The sequence below is a fragment of the Streptomyces hypolithicus genome (assembly GCF_052934925.1).
In genome coordinates, this window is sequence record NZ_CM128811.1 from 838,927 (window position 1) to 860,602 (window position 21,676).

The 21,676-nt window shown below is 67.8% G+C and carries 14 protein-coding genes and 4 pseudogenes; 11 read left to right on the forward strand and 7 right to left on the reverse strand.

All coding sequences use genetic code 11. The features are described 5' to 3' along the window. Positions 1-445: 445 nt before the first annotated feature. Both pglW and pglX read left to right on the forward strand, forming a co-directional pair. Positions 446-5,125, forward strand: a complete 4,680-nt coding sequence (pglW, locus tag ACU6WZ_RS04065; RefSeq protein WP_447031742.1) for a BREX system serine/threonine kinase PglW — start codon at positions 446-448, stop codon at positions 5,123-5,125. After that, positions 5,122-8,754 carry a BREX-2 system adenine-specific DNA-methyltransferase PglX gene (pglX, locus tag ACU6WZ_RS04070; RefSeq protein WP_447031743.1) on the forward strand — a complete coding sequence of 1,211 codons (3,633 nt, stop codon included), beginning with the start codon at positions 5,122-5,124 and terminating at the stop codon, positions 8,752-8,754. Before pglW ends, pglX begins: the two co-directional genes overlap by 4 nt. Positions 8,755-8,823: 69 nt before the next feature. Here the strand turns inward: pglX and ACU6WZ_RS04075 are convergent, their stop codons facing one another. From ACU6WZ_RS04075 to ACU6WZ_RS04085, 3 genes and pseudogenes are all read right to left on the reverse strand, one after another. Next, positions 8,824-9,033 (reverse strand): DUF397 domain-containing protein, encoded by a 210-nt coding sequence (locus tag ACU6WZ_RS04075; RefSeq protein ID WP_447031744.1) that lies wholly within the window; start codon positions 9,031-9,033, stop codon positions 8,824-8,826. Next, on the reverse strand, positions 9,015-9,857 hold the full coding sequence (locus ACU6WZ_RS04080; RefSeq protein WP_447031745.1) for a helix-turn-helix domain-containing protein: 843 nt from the start codon (positions 9,855-9,857) through the stop codon (positions 9,015-9,017). The genes ACU6WZ_RS04075 and ACU6WZ_RS04080 overlap by 19 nt, the downstream gene beginning before the upstream one ends. A gap of 263 nt (positions 9,858-10,120) precedes the next feature. Next, positions 10,121-10,333: pseudogene (locus ACU6WZ_RS04085) on the reverse strand (IS5/IS1182 family transposase); the annotation flags it as partial. A gap of 258 nt (positions 10,334-10,591) precedes the next feature. On the opposite strand from ACU6WZ_RS04085, the pseudogene ACU6WZ_RS04090 reads away from it, so the two are divergent. Together ACU6WZ_RS04090 and ACU6WZ_RS04095 are read left to right on the forward strand one after the other, a co-directional pair. Continuing rightward, a pseudogene (locus ACU6WZ_RS04090) lies at positions 10,592-11,026 on the forward strand (IS701 family transposase); the annotation flags it as partial. A gap of 563 nt (positions 11,027-11,589) precedes the next feature. Further along, positions 11,590-12,201: a hypothetical protein gene (locus tag ACU6WZ_RS04095; RefSeq protein WP_447031746.1), complete on the forward strand. Its 612-nt coding sequence runs from the start codon at positions 11,590-11,592 to the stop codon at positions 12,199-12,201. Positions 12,202-12,429: 228 nt separating this feature from the next. Here the strand turns inward: ACU6WZ_RS04095 and ACU6WZ_RS04100 are convergent, their stop codons facing one another. Then, positions 12,430-13,056, reverse strand: a complete 627-nt coding sequence (locus ACU6WZ_RS04100; RefSeq protein ID WP_447031747.1) for a hypothetical protein — start codon at positions 13,054-13,056, stop codon at positions 12,430-12,432. Positions 13,057-13,981: 925 nt separating this feature from the next. Between ACU6WZ_RS04100 and ACU6WZ_RS04105 the strand changes: the two genes are divergently transcribed. After that, complete coding sequence (locus ACU6WZ_RS04105) at positions 13,982-14,845, forward strand: YihY/virulence factor BrkB family protein (RefSeq protein WP_447031748.1); 864 nt, start codon at positions 13,982-13,984, stop codon at positions 14,843-14,845. Between the two features lie 92 nt (positions 14,846-14,937). Here ACU6WZ_RS04105 and ACU6WZ_RS04110 read toward each other — a convergent pair whose 3' ends face one another. Beyond that, on the reverse strand, positions 14,938-15,384 hold the full coding sequence (locus ACU6WZ_RS04110; RefSeq protein WP_447029761.1) for a hypothetical protein: 447 nt from the start codon (positions 15,382-15,384) through the stop codon (positions 14,938-14,940). After that, positions 15,381-16,211 carry an IS5 family transposase gene (locus tag ACU6WZ_RS04115; protein ID WP_447031749.1) on the reverse strand — a complete coding sequence of 277 codons (831 nt, stop codon included), beginning with the start codon at positions 16,209-16,211 and terminating at the stop codon, positions 15,381-15,383. The genes ACU6WZ_RS04110 and ACU6WZ_RS04115 overlap by 4 nt, the downstream gene beginning before the upstream one ends. 429 nt (positions 16,212-16,640) lie before the next feature. On the opposite strand from ACU6WZ_RS04115, the gene ACU6WZ_RS04120 reads away from it, so the two are divergent. Both ACU6WZ_RS04120 and ACU6WZ_RS04125 read left to right on the forward strand, forming a co-directional pair. Continuing rightward, complete coding sequence (locus ACU6WZ_RS04120) at positions 16,641-17,207, forward strand: VanZ family protein (RefSeq protein ID WP_447031750.1); 567 nt, start codon at positions 16,641-16,643, stop codon at positions 17,205-17,207. Positions 17,208-17,550: 343 nt separating this feature from the next. After that, a pseudogene (locus tag ACU6WZ_RS04125) lies at positions 17,551-17,781 on the forward strand (GNAT family N-acetyltransferase); the annotation flags it as partial. Here the strand turns inward: ACU6WZ_RS04125 and ACU6WZ_RS04130 are convergent. Then, positions 17,737-18,507: pseudogene (locus ACU6WZ_RS04130) on the reverse strand (IS701 family transposase); the annotation flags it as partial. The pseudogenes ACU6WZ_RS04125 and ACU6WZ_RS04130 overlap by 45 nt on opposite strands. Before the next feature lie 160 nt (positions 18,508-18,667). Here ACU6WZ_RS04130 and ACU6WZ_RS04135 point away from each other — a divergent pair. Genes ACU6WZ_RS04135 through ACU6WZ_RS04150 form a run of 4 tightly spaced genes read left to right on the forward strand, consistent with a single transcriptional unit; the run spans position 18,668 to position 21,598 of the window. Then, on the forward strand, positions 18,668-18,976 hold the full coding sequence (locus ACU6WZ_RS04135) for a WXG100 family type VII secretion target (RefSeq protein ID WP_447031751.1): 309 nt from the start codon (positions 18,668-18,670) through the stop codon (positions 18,974-18,976). Beyond that, on the forward strand, positions 18,973-20,385 hold the full coding sequence (locus tag ACU6WZ_RS04140) for a putative T7SS-secreted protein (RefSeq protein WP_447031752.1): 1,413 nt from the start codon (positions 18,973-18,975) through the stop codon (positions 20,383-20,385). Before ACU6WZ_RS04135 ends, ACU6WZ_RS04140 begins: the two co-directional genes overlap by 4 nt. Before the next feature lie 2 nt (positions 20,386-20,387). Beyond that, complete coding sequence (locus ACU6WZ_RS04145) at positions 20,388-20,912, forward strand: hypothetical protein (protein ID WP_447031753.1); 525 nt, start codon at positions 20,388-20,390, stop codon at positions 20,910-20,912. Then, positions 20,912-21,598, forward strand: coding sequence for a hypothetical protein (locus ACU6WZ_RS04150; RefSeq protein ID WP_447031754.1), 687 nt, complete (start codon positions 20,912-20,914; stop codon positions 21,596-21,598). Before ACU6WZ_RS04145 ends, ACU6WZ_RS04150 begins: the two co-directional genes overlap by 1 nt. Positions 21,599-21,676 lie beyond the last annotated feature (78 nt).

Here is a 21,676-nt window from a genome sequence, read left to right on the forward strand (position 1 = left end):
ATGCGCGGTTCCGGGGGAAGCGTTCGCGTAAGCGTCGCGCTTCCGGGATGAGATGTGCGCGTGTCTGACCGTGCGGGGCGACAGAACTGTTCGAGCTCGCGAACGCGGTGTCATGTGCGCACGGTGCGGTGCCGGTCCGTCCGCCGCGACAGGAATGCCTCCGGCCCGCGCGGCGGGCACCCCCTGCGGCCCCGGTCATCGCACGCCGAGCCCCCACCGGAAAGCAAGAATCCCGGCGCCCACCACCCTCGCCGGGAGATATCGCGCCCCGTGCCCTCTTCCTCACGCACTGCCTCCTTCCGCGATTGCGCCGTTAGGATTTCCCCCACGCCTTCGTCGTCCGCGCGCCGACAAGCGCCGACAGTACGGACAGGGCGGGCGTGGCCACGGGGACACGGCGACACGGCGGCACGGCGGCACCGAAATCAACGGGTGGGGACAGCGCATGCGAGAAGGCCGGTGGACCACGGTCACCGAGTCCGAGTTCGACCACGAGCGCCGCGGACTGAAGGCCATCCGCGAGAAGCTGCCGGACGCCGACCCCTGGCGGGCCTGGTCGAACTTCACCTTCACCGCGAACAGCGGCCACGTCCGCGAGGTCGACCTCCTCGTCGTCGCCCCCGGCGGCGTCTGCATGATCGAGCTGAAGAACTGGCACGGCTCCCTCGCCAGCGAGAACGGCACCTGGGTTCAGACGACGCCCACCGGCCGCCGCATCCCGCACGGCAATCCGCTGCACCTGGTCGACAAGAAGGCGAAGGAACTGGCCGGGCTGCTCGGCCGGCACGGCAGGCGGGTGTGGGTGGGCGAGGCCGTCTGCTTCACCGAGGGCTCCCTGCGCATCCGGCTGCCCGCCCACGACGAGAACGGTGTGTACGGCGTCGACGACCTGGTCGCGATGCTGAAGCAGCCGCCGCCCGACGAGCGTCGCCGCATCACCGCGATCGGCTCCCGCGAGATCAAGACCGCGCTGGACCGCGTCGGCATCCGCAAGAGCGACGCCGAGTACAAGGTCGGCCCGTACGAGCTGAAGCGGAAGTCCTTCGACTCCGGGCCGACCTGGGCCGACTACCTGGCCGAGCACAGCGAGCTGCCGGAGTCCGCCCGCGTCCGTATCTACCTGCGCGAGCGCGGTTCTGACGCCACCATCCGACAGTCGGTGGAGAACGCCGCCCGGCGCGAGGCCGCGGTCCTGCAGCGGTTCCGTCACGTGGGTGTGGTGCAGCTCAAGCAGTACAACCCGTCGGGGCACTCGGCCGGACCGGCCCTGATCTTCGACTACCACCCGCAGACCCTGCGCCTGGACGAGTATCTGCTCCAGTACGGCGAGAAGCTCGACATCCTCGGCCGCATGGCGCTCGTGCGGCAGCTGGCCGAGACGATGCGCTCCGCCCACTCCAGCCGTATCTACCACCGGGCGCTGGCCGCGCGCTCCGTGCACGTGGTCCCCCGTGACCGCGGGCCACGAGGACAGGCGACGGGTGAGGAGACCGCCTGGCTGACGCCACACCTGCAAATCTCCGACTGGCAGATCGCCACGCAGCGCAGCGGCTCGGGCGGCGCCGCGACGGGCGCGACCCGGCACGCGCCGACGGCCCTGTCCACGACGCATCTGGCCGATGACTCCGACGCCTATCTCGCGCCCGAGCTGCGCGCCCCGAGCGCCGACCCGGTGTATCTGGACGTGTACGGCCTCGGCGTCCTCACCTACCTCCTGGTCACCGGCAAGGCGCCGGCCGCGAGCCAGGCCGAGTTGCTGGCCCGCCTGGAGGCCGGCGAGGGTCTGCGTCCCAGTTCCCTGGTCGACGGGTTGTCCGAGGACATCGACTACCTGGTGCAGTCGGCCACCGCCTACCGCCCGGAACAGCGGCCGTCCACGGTCGACGACTTCCTGGAGCTACTGGGGCTGGTCGAGGACGTACTCACCGCCCCGGCCGCCGCGCCCGCGCCCGAGGCCCCCGAGAAGGATCCGCTCGAAGCCGTCGCCGGCGATGTCCTCGGCGGCCGCTGGGAGGTCCGCCGCCGCCTGGGTACGGGCTCGACGAGCCGCGCCTTCCTGGTACGGGACCTGGAGGCCGAGGCACACGGGACCCGGCCGCTGGCCGTCCTCAAGGTGGCGCTGTCCGACAGCCGGGGCGAGGTCCTCGCCCACGAGGCGGAGATCATGGGGCGGCTGCGCCCCGACTCCCGCGTGATCCGGCTCGTCGAACCGCAACCGCTGCGCATCTCGAGCCGCACACTCCTGGCTCTGGAGTACGTGGGTGACGAGCGGGACGACACCGTCGACGGCGCGGAGTCGGGCGGTAGCCGCACCCGGCGACGCGAGGAGACGGTCGCCCGGCAGCTGCGGGACGGCGGGCGCCTCCAGATCGACCAGTTGGAGGCGTACGGCGACTACCTGTTCGGCGCGGTGGATTTCCTGGAGGGCGAGAGCGTCTGGCACCGGGACATCAAGCCCGACAACATCGCCATCCGCGTCCGCCCCAACCGCACCCGCGAGCTGGTCCTCATCGACTTCTCGCTGGCCGGCTATCCGGCGAAGGACTACGAGGCGGGCACCGAGGGGTACCTCGACCCGTTCATCGGCACCCTGACCCGGACCGCCTACGACTCGCACGCCGAGCGGTACGCGGTAGCCGTCACCCTGCACCAGATGGCCTCGGGCGAGCTGCCCAAGTGGGGCGACGGCTCGGTCCTGCCCCGGCAGACGGACAGCAAGGAGTTCCCGCACCCGACCGTCGCGGCCGACGCGTTCGAACCGGCGGTACGGGACGGCCTGGTCGCCTTCTTCCACAAGGCTCTGCACCGGGACACCGCCCGGCGCTTCCCCGAGCTGAAGCCGATGCGGGACGCCTGGCGGAAGATCTTCCTGGACGCCTCGCAGACCGTTCCGACCAGCCGTTCCCGTCCCACCGGGGCCCCCGCCCAGGTCTCCGACGACGGCCGCCCCGCCATCGCGGACGCCGAGCCGCTCACCGCGGAGCAGCAGCGCGACCGGCTGGCCAAGGACGTCACCCGCGAGACCCATCTGTCGACGGCGGGCCTCACCGAGGCCGCGCAGTCCTTCCTGTACGGCCTCGGCATCACCACGGTCGGCGGCCTCCTCGACTACAGCCGCCGCAAGCTCGTCAACGCGCCGGGCCTCGGCGCCAAGACCCGGGGCGAGGTGCAGCGCCGCCAGCGCGAGTGGGGCGAACTGCTGCGCGAGGCCCCGGTGTTGCCTCTCACCCCCCGGGGCCGGGCGGAGGCCAAGGAGGAGCTGGCCCAGCTGACCGCGGGCGAAGCCACCGTGCTCGACGCCCTCGCCACCAGTGGCAAGGCGGCCGGCCTCTCCAGGGCCGCGCTCCGCTCGGTCAGCCTCGACACGCTCGCCACGATCCTGGTGCCGGAGCTGAACAACAACGGCTCCAACCACAACAAGGTCGAGATGGTCCGCCTGCTGCTGCGCCTGCCGAACGAGCGCGGCGTCCTCCCGGACATCGGCGTCTGGCCGAAGCAGAAGGAAGTCGCCGACGCGCTGGGCCTGTCAGCGGGCCGCATCCCCCAGATGCTCAAGGAGGAGCGCAAGCGCTGGAAGAAGGACCCGGCCGTGCGGGCGCTGCGTGCGGAGATCATGGAGCTGCTGGCCGGCCTGGGCCGCATCGCGTCCGCCTCGGAGATCGCCGACGCGCTCGCCGTACGGCGCGGCACGCAACTGCCCGACCGGGAGCAGCGCCGAGCGCTGACGCTCGCGGCGGTACGCGCGGTGGTGGAGGTGGAGCAACTCGACCCGGAGAGCGCCCAGTTCCAGCACCAGCCGAACCGCAAGGCCACCGAGGACTCCCTCGGCGCAGGTCTGCTCGCGCTGGACGTGCGGGAGGCCGACGAGGACGAGGGGACGGAAGGTGACCCGCCGGACACCCCCACGGCCCCCGGCCTCCTCGACTACGCGACCCGGTTGGGCAGGAAGGCCGGCAACCTCGCGAAGCTGGACACGCTGCCCACGGCGACGACGGTCCTCGGCGAGCTGGGCGCGCTGACGCCGCCGCCCGGAGCGGTGGAGTGGGACGAGCGCCGACTGGTCGAGCTGGCAGCCGCCGCGTCCGAGAACGCGGCGGCGACCCCCCGCCTGGAGATCTACCCCCGGAACCTGGACCTGGTACGCGCCCTGCGGCTCACCCAGGCCGGTCTGGTCCGCCTGATCGTGGGCGTACCCGAGGGGCGGCAGCCCGGGGTGACCGGGGACGACGTACACGAACGCGTACGGGCGCGCTTCCCGGAGCTGGTCGTACCAGACGGCCGCGGCGGCACGACCCATGACCTGCCGACGGCCGGTCCGTTGACGAAGGCGCTGCGCGAGGCGGGCTTCGACCTCACACTCGCCACGCACGAGGACAGCGGGACGCTGCGCTATCTGCCCACGCGGATGGACTCGGCGTCCAGCTACCTGACGACCGGCACCTGGCGCCGTTCCACGGACGTGGGCGCCGTGACGCGGTACGCCGATGATCCGCTGCTGGCGGGTGCGGTACGCACCGACGAACGCCTCACCGCCTCGGCCCGGCGGGACGGCTACCGGGTATTGACGGTACGTCAGAACCTTGCCCCGAAGGCCGTAAAGGCCCTCGGCGGCCCGGACAGCCGGATCGGCGCACACGCGGCATCGGTCACGGAGCTGTTCCTTGAGGCCCTGCACGCACTGGTCCCGCCGGGGACGAAACCGACGTGGGAGACGCTGCTGAAGGCGGACGCGGCGGAGCCCGGTTCGCGGAACGCCGTGAAGTTCGCGGAGTACGCGCGCACGGCGTGGGGCACGGTCGAGCCGCGTGTACGGGAACTGCTGGCGACCGGCGGACCCGGTACGCCCCCGGTGCTGCTGACGGACGCGACGGCCTTCGCCCGGTACGACGCGATGGGCGTCCTGCACCGGCTCGCGCAGGCGGCCCGGCACGGCGGGCGCGGGCTGTGGCTGCTGGTCCCGCAGAGCGACCCGGCCCGCGAGCCCAAGCTCGGCCAGGTCGCGGTCGCCTACCAGGCGGGCCTGGGCGAGTGGATCGAACTTCCGGACGCGTGGGTGGACGACGCCCACCGCGCCGGCTCAGTCGCCAACGGCGGCACCGAAGCACACCAGGGAGACGTCAAGTGATCGACCGCAAGGCTCTGTTGAACGACTTGAAGCAGCAGGTCAAGGCGGCCGAGACCGACCTGGCGCAGCAGGTGAAGGCGGTCGGTGAGGTGGGCACCCGCCTGCGCACCGAGTACGACCGGGCTCGCAAGCTGGGCCGTACGGCGGCGACCTGGAACTCCTGGCTCGACGAGCGGGTCACCCAGGTCGCGGTGGCGTGGGTGCTGGGCACGGTCTTCGTCCGCTTCTGCGAGGACAACCGGCTGATCCCGGAGCCGTACGTGACCGCTCCCGAGGACGACCGCCGGGACCTGGCGCTGGCCCGGTTCGAGGAGTACGTGTCGAAGTCCCAGGACCCGACGTACCGGGGCTGGCTGGAGAAGGCGTTCGAGGAACTGGGCGCCGGGCAGGCGGGCCGGCTGCTGTTCGACCAGAAGCACAACCCGCTGTTCCAGATCCCGCTTTCGCACGACGGGGCCCAGGACCTGGTGGCCTTCTGGCGCGGCCGGGACGAGGCGGGCGTGCTGGTGCACGACTTCACGGACCCGTTGGAGGAGGACGGCGACGGGACGAAGGGGTGGGACACGCGGTTCCTGGGTGACCTGTACCAGGACCTCAGCGAGGCGGCGCGGAAGACGTACGCGCTGCTCCAGACCCCGGAGTTCGTGGAGGAGTTCATCCTCGACCGGACGATGGACCCGGCGGTACGGGAGTTCGGGTACGCGGAGCTGAAGATGATCGACCCGACGTGCGGGTCGGGGCACTTCGTGCTGGGGGCGTTCCGGCGGTTGGTACGGCTGTGGGCGGAGGGGCAGCCGGGGCGGGATGTGCATGAGCGGGTGGCGGCGGCGCTGGATTCGGTGCACGGGGTGGACCTGAACCCGTTCGCGGTGGCTGTGGCGCGGTTCCGGTTGCTGGTGGCGGCTATGGCGGCTAGTGGGGTGCGGACGCTGGGGGAGGCGGCGAAGGTTGAGTGGCCGATCCACTTGGCTGTGGGGGACTCGCTCATCAAGGCTCGGCAGTTGGAGCTGAATCTGACGCTGGGTGGGGATGAGGAAGGCGAGGATGAGTTGGCCTCTTTTGCATATGCCACGGAGGATGTGCATGAGTACCCTGGGATTTTGCAGCAGGGACGGTATCACGTGGTGGTGGGAAACCCGCCCTACATCACAGTAAAAGATAGCAAACTCAATGCATTGTATCGAAAGCTATATGACGCATGCGGCGGATCCTACGCCCTGTCCGTTCCATTCGCGCAGAGGTTCTTCGAGTTGGCCACGAGGGGTGGCACCGACGGAAACGGTTACGGGCGAGTTGGGCAGATCACGGCCAACTCCTTCATGAAGCAGGGATTCGGAACAAAACTCATTGAAGAGTTCTTTGCCCACAAGGTTGAATTGACAGATGTAATTGACACATCGGGCGCCTATATTCCGAATCATGGCACTCCGACAGTGATCCTCATCGGTACACGCCGAACGGGCAATGCTCGAGCTGGAACCATCCGAACCGTTCGCGGGGTTCAGGGAGAGCCCGGCGCACCAATAAGCGCAGAAGAAGGCTTCGTGTGGAGAGCAATCGTAGACCAAATCGACTCTCCAGGATCCGTCAGCAAGTGGGTATCCGTAGACGACCTTGATCGCGATCGTTATTTCGGAAGGCAACCCTGGATCCTTCTCGATGGTGGACTCGAACTAGTGGAAGAGGTGCACTCTGCGAGTACACAGAAGCTTTTCCAGGTGTCACAGGACATCGGCGCCGGGGCCGTTCCTCGCGAACATGAAGCCTACCAGGTTGGCGTAGGGGCACTCCACAGGTTTGGAATTTCCTCGCAGTATCAGCGACCCATGGTCGCGGGCGCAGAGATTCGCGATTATGTGGCTTGGGGCCCAGTCATGTCCCTTTGGCCCTACTCTAGCCATGATCTGACTGCGGAATCCCCTACGAATGTGGAGCGAACGCTTTGGCCCCGCAAAGTCCACCTTCGCACTCGCGTAGCCTTTGGAAAGGATCAGATCTCTAGAGGTCTAGCATGGTTTGAATACTCCATGTTCTTTAAAGATCGCTACCGAGTCCCCCTCTCAATCGCTTACGCGGTGGTCTCGACGAACAATCAGTTCCTCCTGGATCGCGGGGGTAGGATCTTTAAACAGTCGGCACCCGTGATTAAGCTTCCAGAAGGCTCATCCGAGCGGGTGCACCTTGAACTGCTCGGGTTGCTAAACAGTTCCACTGCATGCTTTTGGCTACAGCAGATGAGCCACAACAAGGGCGAGGGAGGCGGGGCACGAGTTGACGCAGGATATGCAGCGTTGGGCAGCGAAGCTTGGAAAAACAATTACGAGCTCACGGTTGCCAAACTCCGACTCTTTCCCCTAACCGCCGACTTTCCGACTCGTCTCGCCACTACGCTGGACGCTCTTGCCCAACAACTCACCGCTACCAGCCCCTCCGGCCTAGCGGCCGAGGCAACGCCTACCAGTGCGGCCATGCGAGAAGCCTGCCGCCGCTGGCACGCCACTCATGCCCGCATGATCGCTCTTCAAGAAGAACTGGACTGGCAGGTCTATTCCCTCTACGGCCTTCACCCCGAAGACCTCCGCGTCTCCGAGAACCCCGACTCGGTCGATATCCCCGAACTGGCCCTCGGCGAGCGCGCCTTCGAGATCGTCCTAGCCCGCCGCGTCGCCGAAGGTGAAGCCAGCGACGAGTGGTTCAAGCGGCACGGGTCCACGCAGATCACAGAGATCCCCGCCCGCTGGCCCGACGCCTACCGCGAGGTCGTCCAGAAGCGCATCGACACCATCGAGTCGAGCCGGGCCATCGGCATGATCGAGCGGCCCGAGTACAAGCGGCGCTGGGCCACCGAGGGCTGGGATGCCCTCCAGCAGAAGGCTCTCCGCTCGTGGCTGCTCGACCGGATCGAGAACCGGGACCACTGGTTCGACGAGATCGACATGCCCGCCCTCGTCACCCTCTCCCGCCTCAGCGACGCCCTCTCCCGCGACGACGACTTCGTCTCCGTCGCCAAGATCTACGAGCCCCACAAGGAACTCCACCTCGTCGTAGCCGAGTTGATGACCGGCGAGCACGTGCCGTTCCTCTCCGCCCTGCGCTACAAGCCCTCCGGGCTCAAGAAGCGCGCGGACTGGGAGCACGTGTGGGACCTCCAGCGGCAGGAGGACGCCGCCGAGGACGAGCCGGCCAAGCGGAAGATCCGGGACACCATCCCCGTACCGCCGAAGTACACCTCCGCCGACTTTCTCCGCCCCTCGTTCTGGAAGGCGCGCGGCAAGCTCGACGTGCCGAAGGAGCGGTTCGTCTCGTACGGGCAGAGCAACGCCGCCACCCCGGCCCTGTACGGCTGGGCCGGCTGGGACCACCGCGAGCAGGCGTACGCGCTCGACGCGTACATCGCCGCCCATGAGGCTCTGACCTCCGAGGAGCTGACCCCGTTCCTCGCGGGCCTGCTGGAACTCCAGCCCTGGCTGGACCAGTGGCACAACGAGTTCGACGCGGCGTTCAGTGCCTCCCCCGCTGCCTTCTTCCGAGGCGACCGGCAGATGGTCCAGGGCGAGCACGGCCTCACGGACGACGCCCTGCGCGCCTGGCGCCCGGTCGCCGTCAAGCGAGGCGCCAAGAAGAAGTAGCCCGTACATGGAGGCGCCGACTGCCCCCGCTGACCAAGTCAGCGGGGGCAGTGTCGTACGACTGGCGTCTCAGGCGCCCAGCGCACCGTCCTTCACGGCGGAGACGAACGATGCCCAACCGTCCGTCGCGATCGCGAGCACAGGGCCGTGCGGGTTCTTGCTGTCTCGAACGGGAACAACAGCGGCGAAGTCGTCAGCAACCTCAAGGCACTGGCCGCCGTCCTGGTTGCTGTAGCTGCTCTTGTGCCAAGTCACTGCGGTCAGGTCGAGGGATCGCACGGTACTTCCTCCAGAATGCGCAGAATGAACTTCCGCGACTCGGCTGGTGACAGGGCCAGGTCGCGCACCGAATCGTACGCACGTTGCAGCCGCTCAACCGGTGCAGTTTCCTCGATGAGTTCACCCCTGTACCCGTTTTCGGCATAGGCCACGGTACGCCCCTCGGGCAGGCGGAGAAACATCACGTCAGCGTTGGTGAGTCCGTGCAACCCCGCCCTGAACGGCGCCACCTGCACTGTCGCAGCGTCCCGCTCTCCAACCTCCCGCAGATACTCCAACTGCTGCCGCCACTGCCTTGGATCTAGCAGCGGCGTCCGCAACACTGCCTCCGACAAGATGGTCCGGAACTGCGGTGGGTCTTCACCGGCCAGCAGTTCCCGCCGCCCCATCCGTGCCTCAACCTGTTGGTCCAGGGCTTCACCCTTGAGACCGCCCGCCGCCAGCAGCTCCCGCGCGTACCCCGGTGTCTGCAACAGCCCCGGCAGCACGCTCACCGCGAAGTGCCACAGACTCGTCGCCTCCGCCTCCAGCGCCATATACCGCCGGTACCGCTCCCGGAACTGCGTCTGGTCGCTCACCGCCAGCTCCCACAACGCCAGCAACAACCCCGGCGTCCCGTAGTGCGTGTCCAGCGCCTGGACGACCTCAGGGCCGCCCAGCGTCTCGCCCTTCTCCATCTTGCCGAACAACGACCAGTCCCAGCCCAGCCGTTCACCGACCTGCCGCAGACTGTCGCCGCGCCCGGTGCGCAGAAGCCGGAGCTCCTCCGCGAACCGCGCGCGTGGTTCCCTACTGCGGCCCGTGACCGCTCGCCTCGTCGGCATCGCGCCCTCCGTGGAACGTGTCGAACTCGCCTCGCACGCCCGGGAAGCACCACCCACCCTCGGCGTGCCACGCCCCCGGCCGGGCCATTATCGTAACAAGCCCCTCACGCAGGGTAATTCACGCCAAGCAGGCCCGGCAGGGATTCCGCACAACAACCAACCGAAGGAAGACACCCATACCCCCGTGACGCGCAAGACTCCCAAGCCGCCCCTCCCCCGCAGAGCACCGCGGATCACCGCAGAGCACCTTCCGCCCCTACCGGCGAGAGGCCCAAGGCCGGCCGCGCGGACGGTTGAGTCAGCCGGGTACCGTCCAGGAACCAGCGCAGGATCAACACGCCCTGTTTGAACGGCCCCAGGGCGCGGGTGCCCTTGCGGGTCCCGAGACGCTCGCGGTGTTCGAGCAGTAGCTTCGCGAGGGCCTCAGCAGTGGCCCGGCTGACATCGAGCACGCCGGTGTAGGTGATACTGGTCAACGCGTGAAGCCTCTCGGTACCCAAAACCTGTTCTTCGCAGACCTGTTCCTACCAGGGGCTTCTCGCGTATCTGATGCCGGGTCAAGCCCGTCTGATGTCCCAAGTACTCCAGCCGGACTTCGGTGTATGTCCTGGTCAACGGCTTGAGCGTGGGGATTGTAGCGGGATGGTGCCGGGTGCGGGGCGGGTTCGCCCGGCCTGCCCGCGAACGAGTGACCGCGCCGTGTGTAGTGACAGCGGCGGGGACAGCCATTGCATGTGATCGATGACGTACCTGCCTCCGTTTGGGAACAAGAGCTGGAAGAACTCTTCTTGCGGATCGGGCACCGCTTCCCCCGCGTCGAGCCCAGACGACGGATGCGGGGCTACGTGCGAGGTCTGCTCGGACCCGTGGGGCGCAAAAACTCCTGGCAACTGGCTGAGTTCGCTGGGCACTCCACTCCTGACGGGCTGCAGCACCTACTGGCGAAGAGCCGCTGGGAGGCCGACAAGATACGCGACGACCTGCAGGGTTACGTCGCCGAACACCTCGGCGCCGACGACGGCATCCTGATCATCGATGACACCGGCTTCGTCAAGAAGGGCATCACCTCAGCCGGGGTGCAACGGCAGTACTCCGGCACCGCCGGCCGCACCGAGAACTGCCAGATCGGTGTCTTCGCCGCCTACGCCACCACCCGCGGTCACGCTTTACCACTTGGCGCCCGTAGCCGTACCGCGGCCGGGTGGTTCGTTGGGAGGGCGCAGTGGAAGCGATGAAGGAGGCTCGGGCAGGCATGCTGGTTGTGATGCGGTCGGAAGTGCGCTCGGCACCCGATCGGGCAGGTTGGCGCGTAGGTCGATGACTGGCCAGGTCGGCCCCGCGCGCATCTCCTCCTGACAGCCGACCGAACTGGTAGCTGGAGCCGGTGGCTTTGTTCACTTCCAGCGGTTCTGGCTCTCTTTCCGTGATCGCGCACGCTGAGTAAAGGCTGACGCCGGGAGTGTCTAATCAACGGCGGATCTGCTGATCAAGGGAGAGACGCCAAGTGAGCGAGACGATGATCGAGCATGAGTCCGTCGGGGAACCGGCTGGTGGTGGGGTGGCGGCGTCGATGACGGATCCTAAATCAGAGATTTACGGCCGAAGTTTAATTATTCAGCCTATTTAAAGACATTCGATCATCCTTCGGAGTGCGCAGCGCGTCGCGCTTCCCTACGTTGAGGACTGCCAGGCGGAGAATCTCTCCGCCTGCACAAACCGAAGGAAATACCTTATGCGCTCCATGCGCACAACGGCCACTGCCCGGACCTTCCTGATCACCGCGGTCGCCGTAACCGGCCTCACCGTCGCTCCCGCCCTCGCCTCCGCCCAGCCCGGTACGGGCAGTGCCCGGACTCAGAGCGTCGCCGGGGCCCCGGGAGGTAACGGCGCCAATGGCGTCGGGATCTTCGGCGGTATCGGCGGCCTGGGCGGCACTGGTGGCGCTGCGGGTGCCAACGGAAACGGAGGCAACGGAGGCTCCGGTGGCAACGCCACCGGCGGCGCGAGCGTCGGCGGGACCGGGGGCACGGGCGGTGCCGGGGGTGCCAACGGCAACGGCGGCACCGGAGGCTCCGGCGGTGGTGCCGCCCTCGGCGGTACCGGTGGCAAGGGCGGCGTGGGTGGCGCGGGCAATGCCGGTGCTGGTATCGCCGGCGGCAAGGGTGGTAACGGCGGTGCCTCCAAGGCCGGGGCCGGCCGCACGGGTGGCACGGGCGGCGCCGGCGGCGCGGCCAGTCCGGTATGCCCGGGCAAGCCTGGCGGCAACGGCACCGCCGCCACGATGTTCGCGGACGGCACCACCGGCGCCACCGGCGCTGCCGGCAAGACCACTCTGCCCTGTTGACCGCCTCCGGTGAGCGGGTCGCCGCGGCAGGACAGGAAGCATCGTCCCGGATATTCCCCGCTACTGATCGCTGAGGGGCAGTCAGCGAAGTCCGGGACCCGGACAAGCGCCCGGCTGAGATTCCTCAGCCGGGCGCTTGTCCGTCGTACGCGGTCTGCCCGCACGACCTGGGGAAGGTTAGGTCGTCGTCCCGCGAGGGCTGGGTTCAGCAACCCTCGCGGGGCCGGTTCAGCAGGGAAGCGTGGGGCTCCCGGCAGCGCCGGTGGTGCCGGTGGTGCCGTCTGCGTTGAACGTGGCGGCGGTGCCGTTGCCGCCGGGCTTGCCCGGGCACACCGGACTGGCCGCGCCACCCGCACCGCCCGTGCCGCCCTTGTGGCCGCCGCCGACCGTGGACGCTCCGCCGTTGCCGCCCTTGCCGCCGGCAATGCCGGTGCCCGCGTTGCCGACGCCGCCCACGCCGCCCTTGCCACCGGTGCCGCCGAGGGTGGCACCACCGCCGGAGCCTCCGGTGCCGCCGTTGCCGTTGGCACCCCCCGCGCCGCCGGCACCGTCCGCGCCGCCGACACTGGCGCTGCCGCTCGCGTTGCCGCCGGCACCTCCGTTGCCTCCGTTTCCGTTCGCGCCGACAGCACCGCCGGTCCCGCCGAGCCCACCGATCCCGCCACTGGTGCCTGTGCCGTTGGCTCCGTTGGCCCCGGGAAGACCCAGGAGGCTGGAGCCGCTGAGGGTGCGGGCGCTGCCCGTCTCGGCGAGAGCCGTCGCGGAAGCCAGGGCGGGGGTAGCGGTGAGACCGGCCACGGCGATCGCAGCTACCAGAAGGGTCCGGGGAAGAGCAGTCGTGCGCATGAAGCGCATGAGGAAACCTCTCGAAGTGCGCGGCCGCAGATGCTCCACGGCCGACACCCGCAACCTACGCACGAACACACCACCCCATACTTCCCACGGTAATTCAATGGCCCCAAACACACCCTATAAGTAAACATCGGCTCTAAAACCACCACATCACGCACGCACCAGGACCTGTAGACCTCGCCTTCATTCTGGACAGGGCCGCTCTCGCGGAGCTGGGGGCGGAGCTGGGGGTGGAGTAGGCGTGACACCGGCCGTGACAGGTCGTTGAACCACTCGGACACGCCCAGTGCACCAGGAGGCCCCGGGACGTCATGGCAGATGCCCGGGGCTTCGTGCTGTCAGGAGGGTGGGCGGATCTGTCCGGACGTGGGGGCGGGCCTGCAACGCGGGGTGCAATACGGGTGCCAGGAGTCCTTGTCCTGGGCGTCACCGCAGGTCAGGGGTGAAACGCGGGGCGGTGTTTCACTGGCCGCGTTTCAGCGCCACGGGCTGGTACTGCAGTCCCCGATGCCGGGCTGGGTGGAAGCTCTGCGGGTCCGGGAGCGGCGCTGACAGACTCGGGTGCGTCGTGATCACCGAGTGCCGACGGAGGACGCGCCTGGCCAAGGTGAGGGAGTTGGCTGTCTGGCGAAGCAGCGGATATGTTCTGCGGCACGAACAGATGCGGGTACGCCGGTATCTCCGCGCAGATCGCGTGTCGGTGAGAAGGGCGTGCCGCCCGGAGTGACGTACGAACGGCTTGCCCGGGGAAGCCTGCCGGCGAGAGCCGGAGGACGGCACATCTGCACGAGGGGGAGATGGCCGCCTGATGAGCAACTCGCGAACGCCTGCGCTCGAGCCGGGCGGTCCCGTCCGCGCACCGCTGCCCCGCTCCGAAACTGAACTTCCTGCACACCACGTGCAGACAGGCCAGGCAACCGCACCGCTCTTGCCGTCTCCGACGTACGCGCGTGACCTGCCGGGCTGGCACCACATCGTCACCGCTCTGCGGCGGACCCCTGCCTCGGTGTGGAACGACAACGTGACCGACTTCGCTGCCGCACTCACCTATTACGCGATGCTCGCGCTTTTCCCGACGCTCCTTGTCACGGTCTCACTGTTGGGAATCGTCAGCGCCTCGACCACCGACAACCTGATCAGTAACGTGATCGCTGTCGTGCCGGCCGAGTCCCGCCCCATCATGCAGAGCACGTTGCAGGGTATGGCGGAGCAGCACACAGCTGCTTGGATGCTGGCCGTCTTCGGCACGATCGGCGCCCTGTGGTCCGCCTCCAGCTATCTGGGGGTCTTTCGCCGAGCCCTGCACGTCATGCACGGCATCGAGGACCTGCGCCCGGCGTGGAGGACAGCGCCACGGCTGGTGATGACCGCCCTGGTGCTGCTGATGCTTCTGGTTTCCAGTGCCCTGGTGCTCATCCTGACCGGCGAAGCGGCCCATACCGTCGGCCGACTCGTGGGCATGGGCAGCATGGCCGGTAGCGCATGGAACGCGCTGAAATGGCCGCTTCTGCTGTGCCTGGTCGCCATCTTGGTGCTGGTGCTGTTCCGGTCGGGCCCGGCCGGGACACATGGGGTGCGGCAGAGGCTTCTGGGAGACGCTCTGGCCGTGGCCCTGTGGCTCGTCGCCTCCGCAGGCTTCGCCCTCTACGTCTCGCACGTCGGTACTTACAACCGGCTGTACGGATCGCTCGCCGGGATCATCGTCTTCCTGGTGTGGCTGTGGCTGTCCAATCTGGCCCTCCTCGCCGGCGCCCAGTTCAACGCCGAACTGGCCAAACTCCGCCGTCGGTGACCGACATGGTGTGAGAGTGCGGTTCGCGCCGTGATGCCCGATTCGCGATGAGGTCTGGGTGAGGTGCCCTGCTCGGTGGGGTGGGCTGGTGCTCAGGGGCGGGGCTGGGTGAACAAGCCGGGCTCGGGCTCGGTGAGGATACCGCGGGTTACCAGGCGTTTCAGCTTGGAGCGGATGCCCTCGGTGTTCTTCGGCAGGATCGGAAGGTCGAGGGCCTCGCAGATGTCGCGGGCCCGCATCGGATGGCCGGTGTCGGCGAGGACCGTGAGGATCTGCTGGTAGGCGGGGTGTTCCGGCACCTCGGCGCGGGGTGGATCGTCGACCGGTGCCGGTGCCGGTGCCGGTGCCGGTGCCGGTGCGGGGAGGCTGAGGAGGGTCTTGCGGGTGATCTGCAGATTCTCGCTCTCGGTGTCGAACTCGCAGAGGCGGGCGGTGAGTTCGGCGATCTGGTCCCGGAGCCGTCCGGCCTGCTCGGAGACTTCGCTCATCCGGACCTCGACGTAGGCCAGTACGGCCTCGACCTGGAGGATCTCACTCACGCGCCCCTCCAGGAGGGGAGGGTGATGCCGGTGAGGCGGCGGGCCATGACCGACGTCATCGCCCAGAACACCCGCGAGCGGGAGGAGGCGAGCCGGTGTTCGTAGTCACGCACGAGACGGCGGTAGAACATCAAGATCCCGTTCGTCTGTTCCACGATCCACCGCTTGGCCTGCGGGACGAAGCCCTTCTCGGCCGGGTTGCGCTCGACGATCTCGACATCGATGCCGAGAGTCTTGCCGTGGTCGACGACGCTCTTCTTGAAGCCCTGGTCGACCAGGGCCTTGCGCACCGTGTCGGTCTGCGCGGCCACACCGTTCAGCAGGGCGATGCCGGCAGCGTTGTCGTGCGCGGACGCCGGCAGGGCGGCGGCCTCGACGACGAGGCCCAACACGTCCACGGCCAGGCATCTCTTCCTGCCCGGCACCTTTTTCGAAGCGTCCTTGCCCGTCGTGTCGGCCGGGACGCCGACGGCCGCGTGGATGCTCTGGGTGTCCAGGACCACCAGACTCGGGTCGGCTAATCGCTTCCGGCTCTCGCGCAGCTGCCAGCGCAGGAGGTCGTGAACGCTCTGGTCGGTGCCGTCGTCACGCCAGGCGGCGAAGTAGTAGTACGTCGCACTCTTCGGCGGCAGATCGTGCGGCAGGTACTCCCACTGACAGCCGGTGCGGTTCTGGTAGAGGATCGTGTTGACGATCTCCCGCATCGCGTATTTGCCCTGATGGCCGGTGGCCGAGGGGTGCTCGGCCTTCCAGGCGCGGATCACGGGCTCGATCAACTTCCACTGCTCGTCGGTGAGATCACTCGGGTACGGATTGCGACCACTCATCCCGCCACCCAAGCGAACCTCGAACGCCTGACCGGCAGAGATGCCCCAACGCCACCCCATCGAGCGACACCAAACCCGGCATTACAGTGCGAACCGCACTCTGAGCCCTTCGCTGCCTCAGCTTGAGGGCCTGCTGGTGACTGGTGTCGTACGGCGGCACGTGGCGTCGCGTCACGCCGCGCGTCACGGGCGCCCCGCATCGGCACTCGTGAGGTCGGAAAAGGTCGAGAGCATGACACACTCAATCCGTCGGCGCCCCAGTGCCCGCCCCGGTCCCTGAAAAGCCTGACGACGCGCTGCTGCACCGCAGGCTCATCCAACTGCCTGTGGGCATGACGACACCTTCGGACCGGAACGAACCCCGCGCAGCGCCTGCCGCTTCACCACGCGGGTATCGCGTCCAAGCAAACCAATGTGCTAGGAGCTCTAATGGCGCGGACAGTCCTGCGTGACAAGACCACGACGGAACCCGGGGACCGGGTTCTCCGAAGACCATCCCTGCCTGTGCTCGGCCGGGTACTGGCCATGCTGCTGGCCTTCGTGGCAATGGTGGGATTCGCGGTGATACTGGCCCGGCTGACGCTGGAACCGTCCGCGGCATCCGTGCCGTTGACGCACAGCAACCTGCGCCCCGGCGACTCCATCCGCGCCTATCTCGCCCAGCCCGCATCCCTCGACACAGTCAAGCAGCTCGGCGGCAATATCGTGCTGGGGGTACCGTTCGGCGTGCTGCTGCCGGTGCTGGTGCCCCGAACGCGAGGGCTGGTCCGGGTAGCGGTGGTCACCGCTCTCCTGATGCTCCTCGTGGAACTCGTCCAAGGCGCCCTCATCACAGGGCGTACCTTCGACATCGATGACGTTCTGCTCAACACCACAGGTGCCCTCCTGGGTTACCTGCTGATCGGCCTCCGGCTGGGCCGTGCTGTGCATCCCCGGCGCCGCCACTGGTGGCACCGATTCACCAAGCACCCGGTGACCGCCACGGATCCGGCATAACCGATCGCGTGAGAACGCTCCAACAGCGGGATGAGCTGGGTATCGCCGCCGGGGCAGTCATCGAGCAGCGATGCGATCCCGGCCGAGCCGGGCAAACCAGACAGCCTCCGGTTCGCCAGGCGCCGCGCCGCCCTGGGCGGCCCGCATCCACGACAGTGCCACCGGGCGGAGATGCGAACCTGCGGGGAGCTCTGCGCCGGGTCGCCCGCAGCGTCCTGTACGTCAGAATTTCGAAGTCGCAGCCGACGGATGGCTGCGGCTGGCCCAGATCTCCCGCCCGGTCCACGACGTCATCTGGTACTCCAGCTGCAGTTCGTGATGATCCGTGGGGCAGAGTAGGGCCATGTCTACGCACGAGACGATGTCGTTCCACCTTGAGACCGAGCGGCTGATACTGCGGCCGTGGGCCGAGGCGGACGCCGCTGAGTTCCGCGCCCTCCTCTCCGAACGCGGCAACGGGACGCCCACGGTTGAGCACACCCGGACGGCCATCGCGAAGCTGCTCACCGCAACGGCGACAACGGGGATCGCCCTGCTGCCCATCCAGCGCCGTGACGAAGGCGACTTCATCGGCTAGTTGCCCTTTGGCTCCGTTTCCGGCGGACAGCCTCTGCCAGGCACGCTTGGGGAGCTTCTTGGCCAGGACGTCTGCGCGGAACTTTCCTGCATGGGTGGTGACTTCGTGGGCGCGGGCCACCGCGAGGACGTAGCCGGTGCCGTGTTCCTCCAGGGCGGTGCGCAGTTTCGGGTTGCCGCCGTAGACCTCATCGCCGGCCACCCACGGTGCGCGGTGGCCGGTGGCCAGGAACCGGGCGATCATGCGGGCGGCCAGTTCGGGCTTGGTGGCGAACGCGGTGTTCGGGGCGAGCCCGGCCGCCTGGCACCGGTCGGGCTGATCGGTCCACGAGCGCGGAATGTAGAGCTCGCGGTCCACTGCTGCGTGTCCGCGCTGGCCTGCGTAAACCAGGTAGACGGCGACCTGGGAGTTCTCAATCCGGCCTGCGGTTCCGGTGTACTGCCGTTGGACGCCGACGGTGTGGCTGCCCTTCTTCACGTCTCCGGTCTCGTCCACTACGAGCACCGCATGATCGTCGTGCAAGTTCTCGACCACGTATTCGCGCAGGTCGTCGCGAACCGCGTCGGCGTCCCACTCGGCGCGGTTGAGCAGGTGCTGCATGCCGTCCGGAGTCGCCTCACCGGCCCACTCGGCGATCGTCCAGCAGTTCTTACGAGGCAGGCCCGCGAGCATCCCGAGTATCAACCGCCGTTGTGCAGCGTCTACGCTGTGACCTGCGGCCACCACATGATCGTCTGTCTTCACACACCGATGATCAACGGTGGCCGCACCCATGTCTGCACCGGCCCCTACCAGCAAGATCACGATCTACAGCTGGAGTACGAGGTTAGCGTGCTACGACAGTTCGCGAATGTGTCTTACAAAGACAGGGGGACCCAGCGCCATGGGGGCGGGATTCAAAGTCGAGATCGGCGAGCTGGATGGGCTCGTCAGGGAGCTTCATCGGAGTCAGGAGGAGATGCGCTCGGCGTTGAACGCGCTGCGCGACACCGGGCCGAAGACAACGGGCAGCAAGGAACTCGACAACGCGTGCGATGAGTTCCACGACAGCTGGGACGACGCGATCAAGAAGATCGCCGACGGTACGCAGGTCATCGAGGACAAGCTCAAGCAGACCCGTGACACCTACCGGGATGTCGAGGCGGCCATACGGGACGGCCTCGGCGGGGGCGGCAAGGGGGGCGGGAAGTGAGCGCCACGTATCCCTCGCTCGGCTTCGACCCCGCGCCGGGTGACACCGGCAACGTGGGGACGCTCGCTGCCCGTACCAAGAAGGCCGCGACCGCGCTCGACACCGCGCAGAGCAGCATCAAACGGCTGACCGGGAACGTCAGCTGGGCCGGGGACGCCGCCTCCGCCTTCTCCACGAAGGTCGGCGAGCTGCCCCGGTACCTGAAGGACAGCCATGAGGCGCTGGACACCGCGTCGTCGGAGCTGTCGAAGTGGCGCGAGGCGCTGACCCACCACCAGAGCGCGGCTCGTACGTACGAGGCTCAGGCCAAGAAGGCCAAGGGGGAGGTCGCGTCGGCGGAGAAGGCCAGCGAGGCCGCCACGGGCCGCTACAACCGGGCGGCGGCCGACCCCGCCTTCAAGCTGAGCGGCCAGGTCTTCACGGGCCCTGCGTTGCAGGACGCTCAGGCGAGGGTCGATGCGGCGAACGCGCGGCTGCAGCAGGCTGATGGTGAACTCTCGTCCGTCTCAGCCCAGTTGGAGCGCGCGCAGGACGATCTCGAAGAGATCATCAAGCGGGCCGAGCGGCTGCTGGAGGAGCACCAGGCCGGCGCCCGTAAGGTCGCGGGGCAGTTGCGGAAGGCCACCGACGGCGCGCCCGACCCCGGGTTCTGGGACCGCCTCGGCGACAAGTTCAAGGAGATCGGCCACTCGATTCAGGAGTGGTGCGCCCGGAACAAGGACCTGCTGAACAAGATCGGGGACTGGCTGGGGAACATCTCCGCCGTCCTCGGCGTCCTGGCGTTGCTGACGCTGTGGTGCCCGCCGCTGGCGGGCGGGCTCGCACTGGCCAGTGCGGGACTCTCTGCGGGAGCACTGCTCGCACACGGCGCGGCGAAGATCGGCGGGGCCGACGTCGGACTGATGACCCTCGCGGGCGACGCGATCGGCATCATCCCGGGTGCGGCGTTCGCGAGCGCTGCAGTCAAGGGCTCGGTGAAGGTCGTGGTACGTGCGGAGCAGGTGGGAGAAGCGTTGGTTACCAGGGTCGACGACGTGGCCAGGGTCACTCGGCTGAACCGCCTCGCTTCCGAGGGAATGGCGGAAGCGAGCAACTTCAGCCGAGAGGGTGGCCGTTTCCTCCGTGCCGCCGAGGGCCGCGTCTTCAAGGCCACAGGTGGCGTCGGAAACCGGCTGCAGCTCGCCTGGGAGAATTCGGTCGCCAAGAATTTGGGTGCCGGATTCGGTGAAGCCCGGCTCAGTGAAATCGTCACCAACACTCCGGTGCTCAAGGACCTTGACTCACTGAAGGCAGCCATTCGTCCCGACGGCAGTCTTGACCCGACGTCCTGGTGGTCGAAGGGCCCGCTGCTTGCCCAATCCGTGCCGGGTGTCGTTTCCGGCATCTACGATACTGTGACCGGAGAGTAGACATGGCTGCTGCGCACCCCGAGGCATCCGCCGATCCCGAACTTCGCCATGTGTCGAGGCTGGGGCTTGTTGTGTGGTTCGTCGCACAGTGGGTCCTCATTCCTGTGGAACTCATTGCCCGAACCGCCTGGCTGCTGGCTCTTCTCCTCGGAAACGGCGACGAGGACATGGCTCTGCGGCCTCTCGACGCTCCCGCACGATTCCTCTCACCCAGCAAGCTCATGCTCCGCATGTCGCACAACCCAGCCCGGCACGAGGCCCATTTGGACCGCGAGTTCGCTCGGCTGTCCCTGGAGATGGAGCAACAGCAATTCGGCTGGCGCACGAAGATCTACCACTACGTCGGACACGTCGGCATGCCTGACGGCGGATACCTGAAGGGCGTCGGCCTGCATTCTCGCGAGTTTCGGGGCACTCCGCTCACTGCGCTGACCCGCATCGCGCACAAGCACCACCTCGTACTGGAAGCGCCAAAGAATCTCCGCCGCGGCGTAGGCCTGAGGCCCGACCAGGGGAAGTCCCTGTAATGCACTTCCCGAGCAACGAGCTGCTCCTGGAGATACCCGGTGGATTTCACTCCCTGGGGCTCGATCTGGACGACGAAGAACGACTGGAACAACTCTGGTCCATCGCCGAGAAGATCTGGCCACATGGCACCGACTTCCAACGCGAAGTCGCCTTCCACAGCTACCGTGAAATGGCCGACCACGCCCTCGCGGGGAATGCCTTCTACGCGGGCTTCTGCCTGGACGAGGCACCGGACGGTCGCCTGACCACGGCCTCGCTGCTGGCCCGGCTCGACCCGCTGGACGAGCCGGACGCCGAACTTTCGGCGCGCAGCCTTTTCGAGGCGCTCTCCGCGAACGAGAACAACACGGTCGAACAAGTCCGTGTTCCAGCAGGGCCGGGCGTACTCGTGTTGTGCGGCCTTGAATGGCAATCGTCCCCGGAGGATGACACCTCGGCCTCCCTGCCCCTTGCCCGTGCCGACGTCTACCTCCCCCTGACCCGCATGGGACGGCTCCTCGTCCTGAGCCTCACCACTCCGTCTCTGCCCGATCTCCCCTTCTACGTCTCGCTGTTGTCGAAGTCCGCTCACGACATCACGCTCTCCACTGGCACGGAGCCCCTTCCCGGTCCGGAAACCGGCAGCAACGGGGAAGCCAGGGAGGTGGCCACCATCGCCGACAAGGTCAGGGGCGACTTCGGGTAGGGGCAGTCGCGGCGGCGCCCGGTCATCCTCTCGTTCGACCACCGCATGCTTCGTTCAATCCCCTTCGAGGTGCCGCCT

Coding starts and splice junctions, on each gene's coding strand:
- pglW (WP_447031742.1), top strand. CDS start 446: ATGCGAGAAGGCCGGTGGACCACGGTCACCGAGTCCGAGTTCGACCAC.
- ACU6WZ_RS04080 (WP_447031745.1), bottom strand. CDS start 9,857: ATGCCGACGAGGCGAGCGGTCACGGGCCGCAGTAGGGAACCACGCGCG.
- ACU6WZ_RS04095 (WP_447031746.1), top strand. CDS start 11,590: ATGCGCTCCATGCGCACAACGGCCACTGCCCGGACCTTCCTGATCACC.
- ACU6WZ_RS04100 (WP_447031747.1), bottom strand. CDS start 13,056: ATGCGCTTCATGCGCACGACTGCTCTTCCCCGGACCCTTCTGGTAGCT.
- ACU6WZ_RS04115 (WP_447031749.1), bottom strand. CDS start 16,211: ATGAGTGGTCGCAATCCGTACCCGAGTGATCTCACCGACGAGCAGTGG.
- ACU6WZ_RS04120 (WP_447031750.1), top strand. CDS start 16,641: ATGGCGCGGACAGTCCTGCGTGACAAGACCACGACGGAACCCGGGGAC.
- ACU6WZ_RS04135 (WP_447031751.1), top strand. CDS start 18,668: ATGGGGGCGGGATTCAAAGTCGAGATCGGCGAGCTGGATGGGCTCGTC.
- ACU6WZ_RS04145 (WP_447031753.1), top strand. CDS start 20,388: ATGGCTGCTGCGCACCCCGAGGCATCCGCCGATCCCGAACTTCGCCAT.
- ACU6WZ_RS04150 (WP_447031754.1), top strand. CDS start 20,912: ATGCACTTCCCGAGCAACGAGCTGCTCCTGGAGATACCCGGTGGATTT.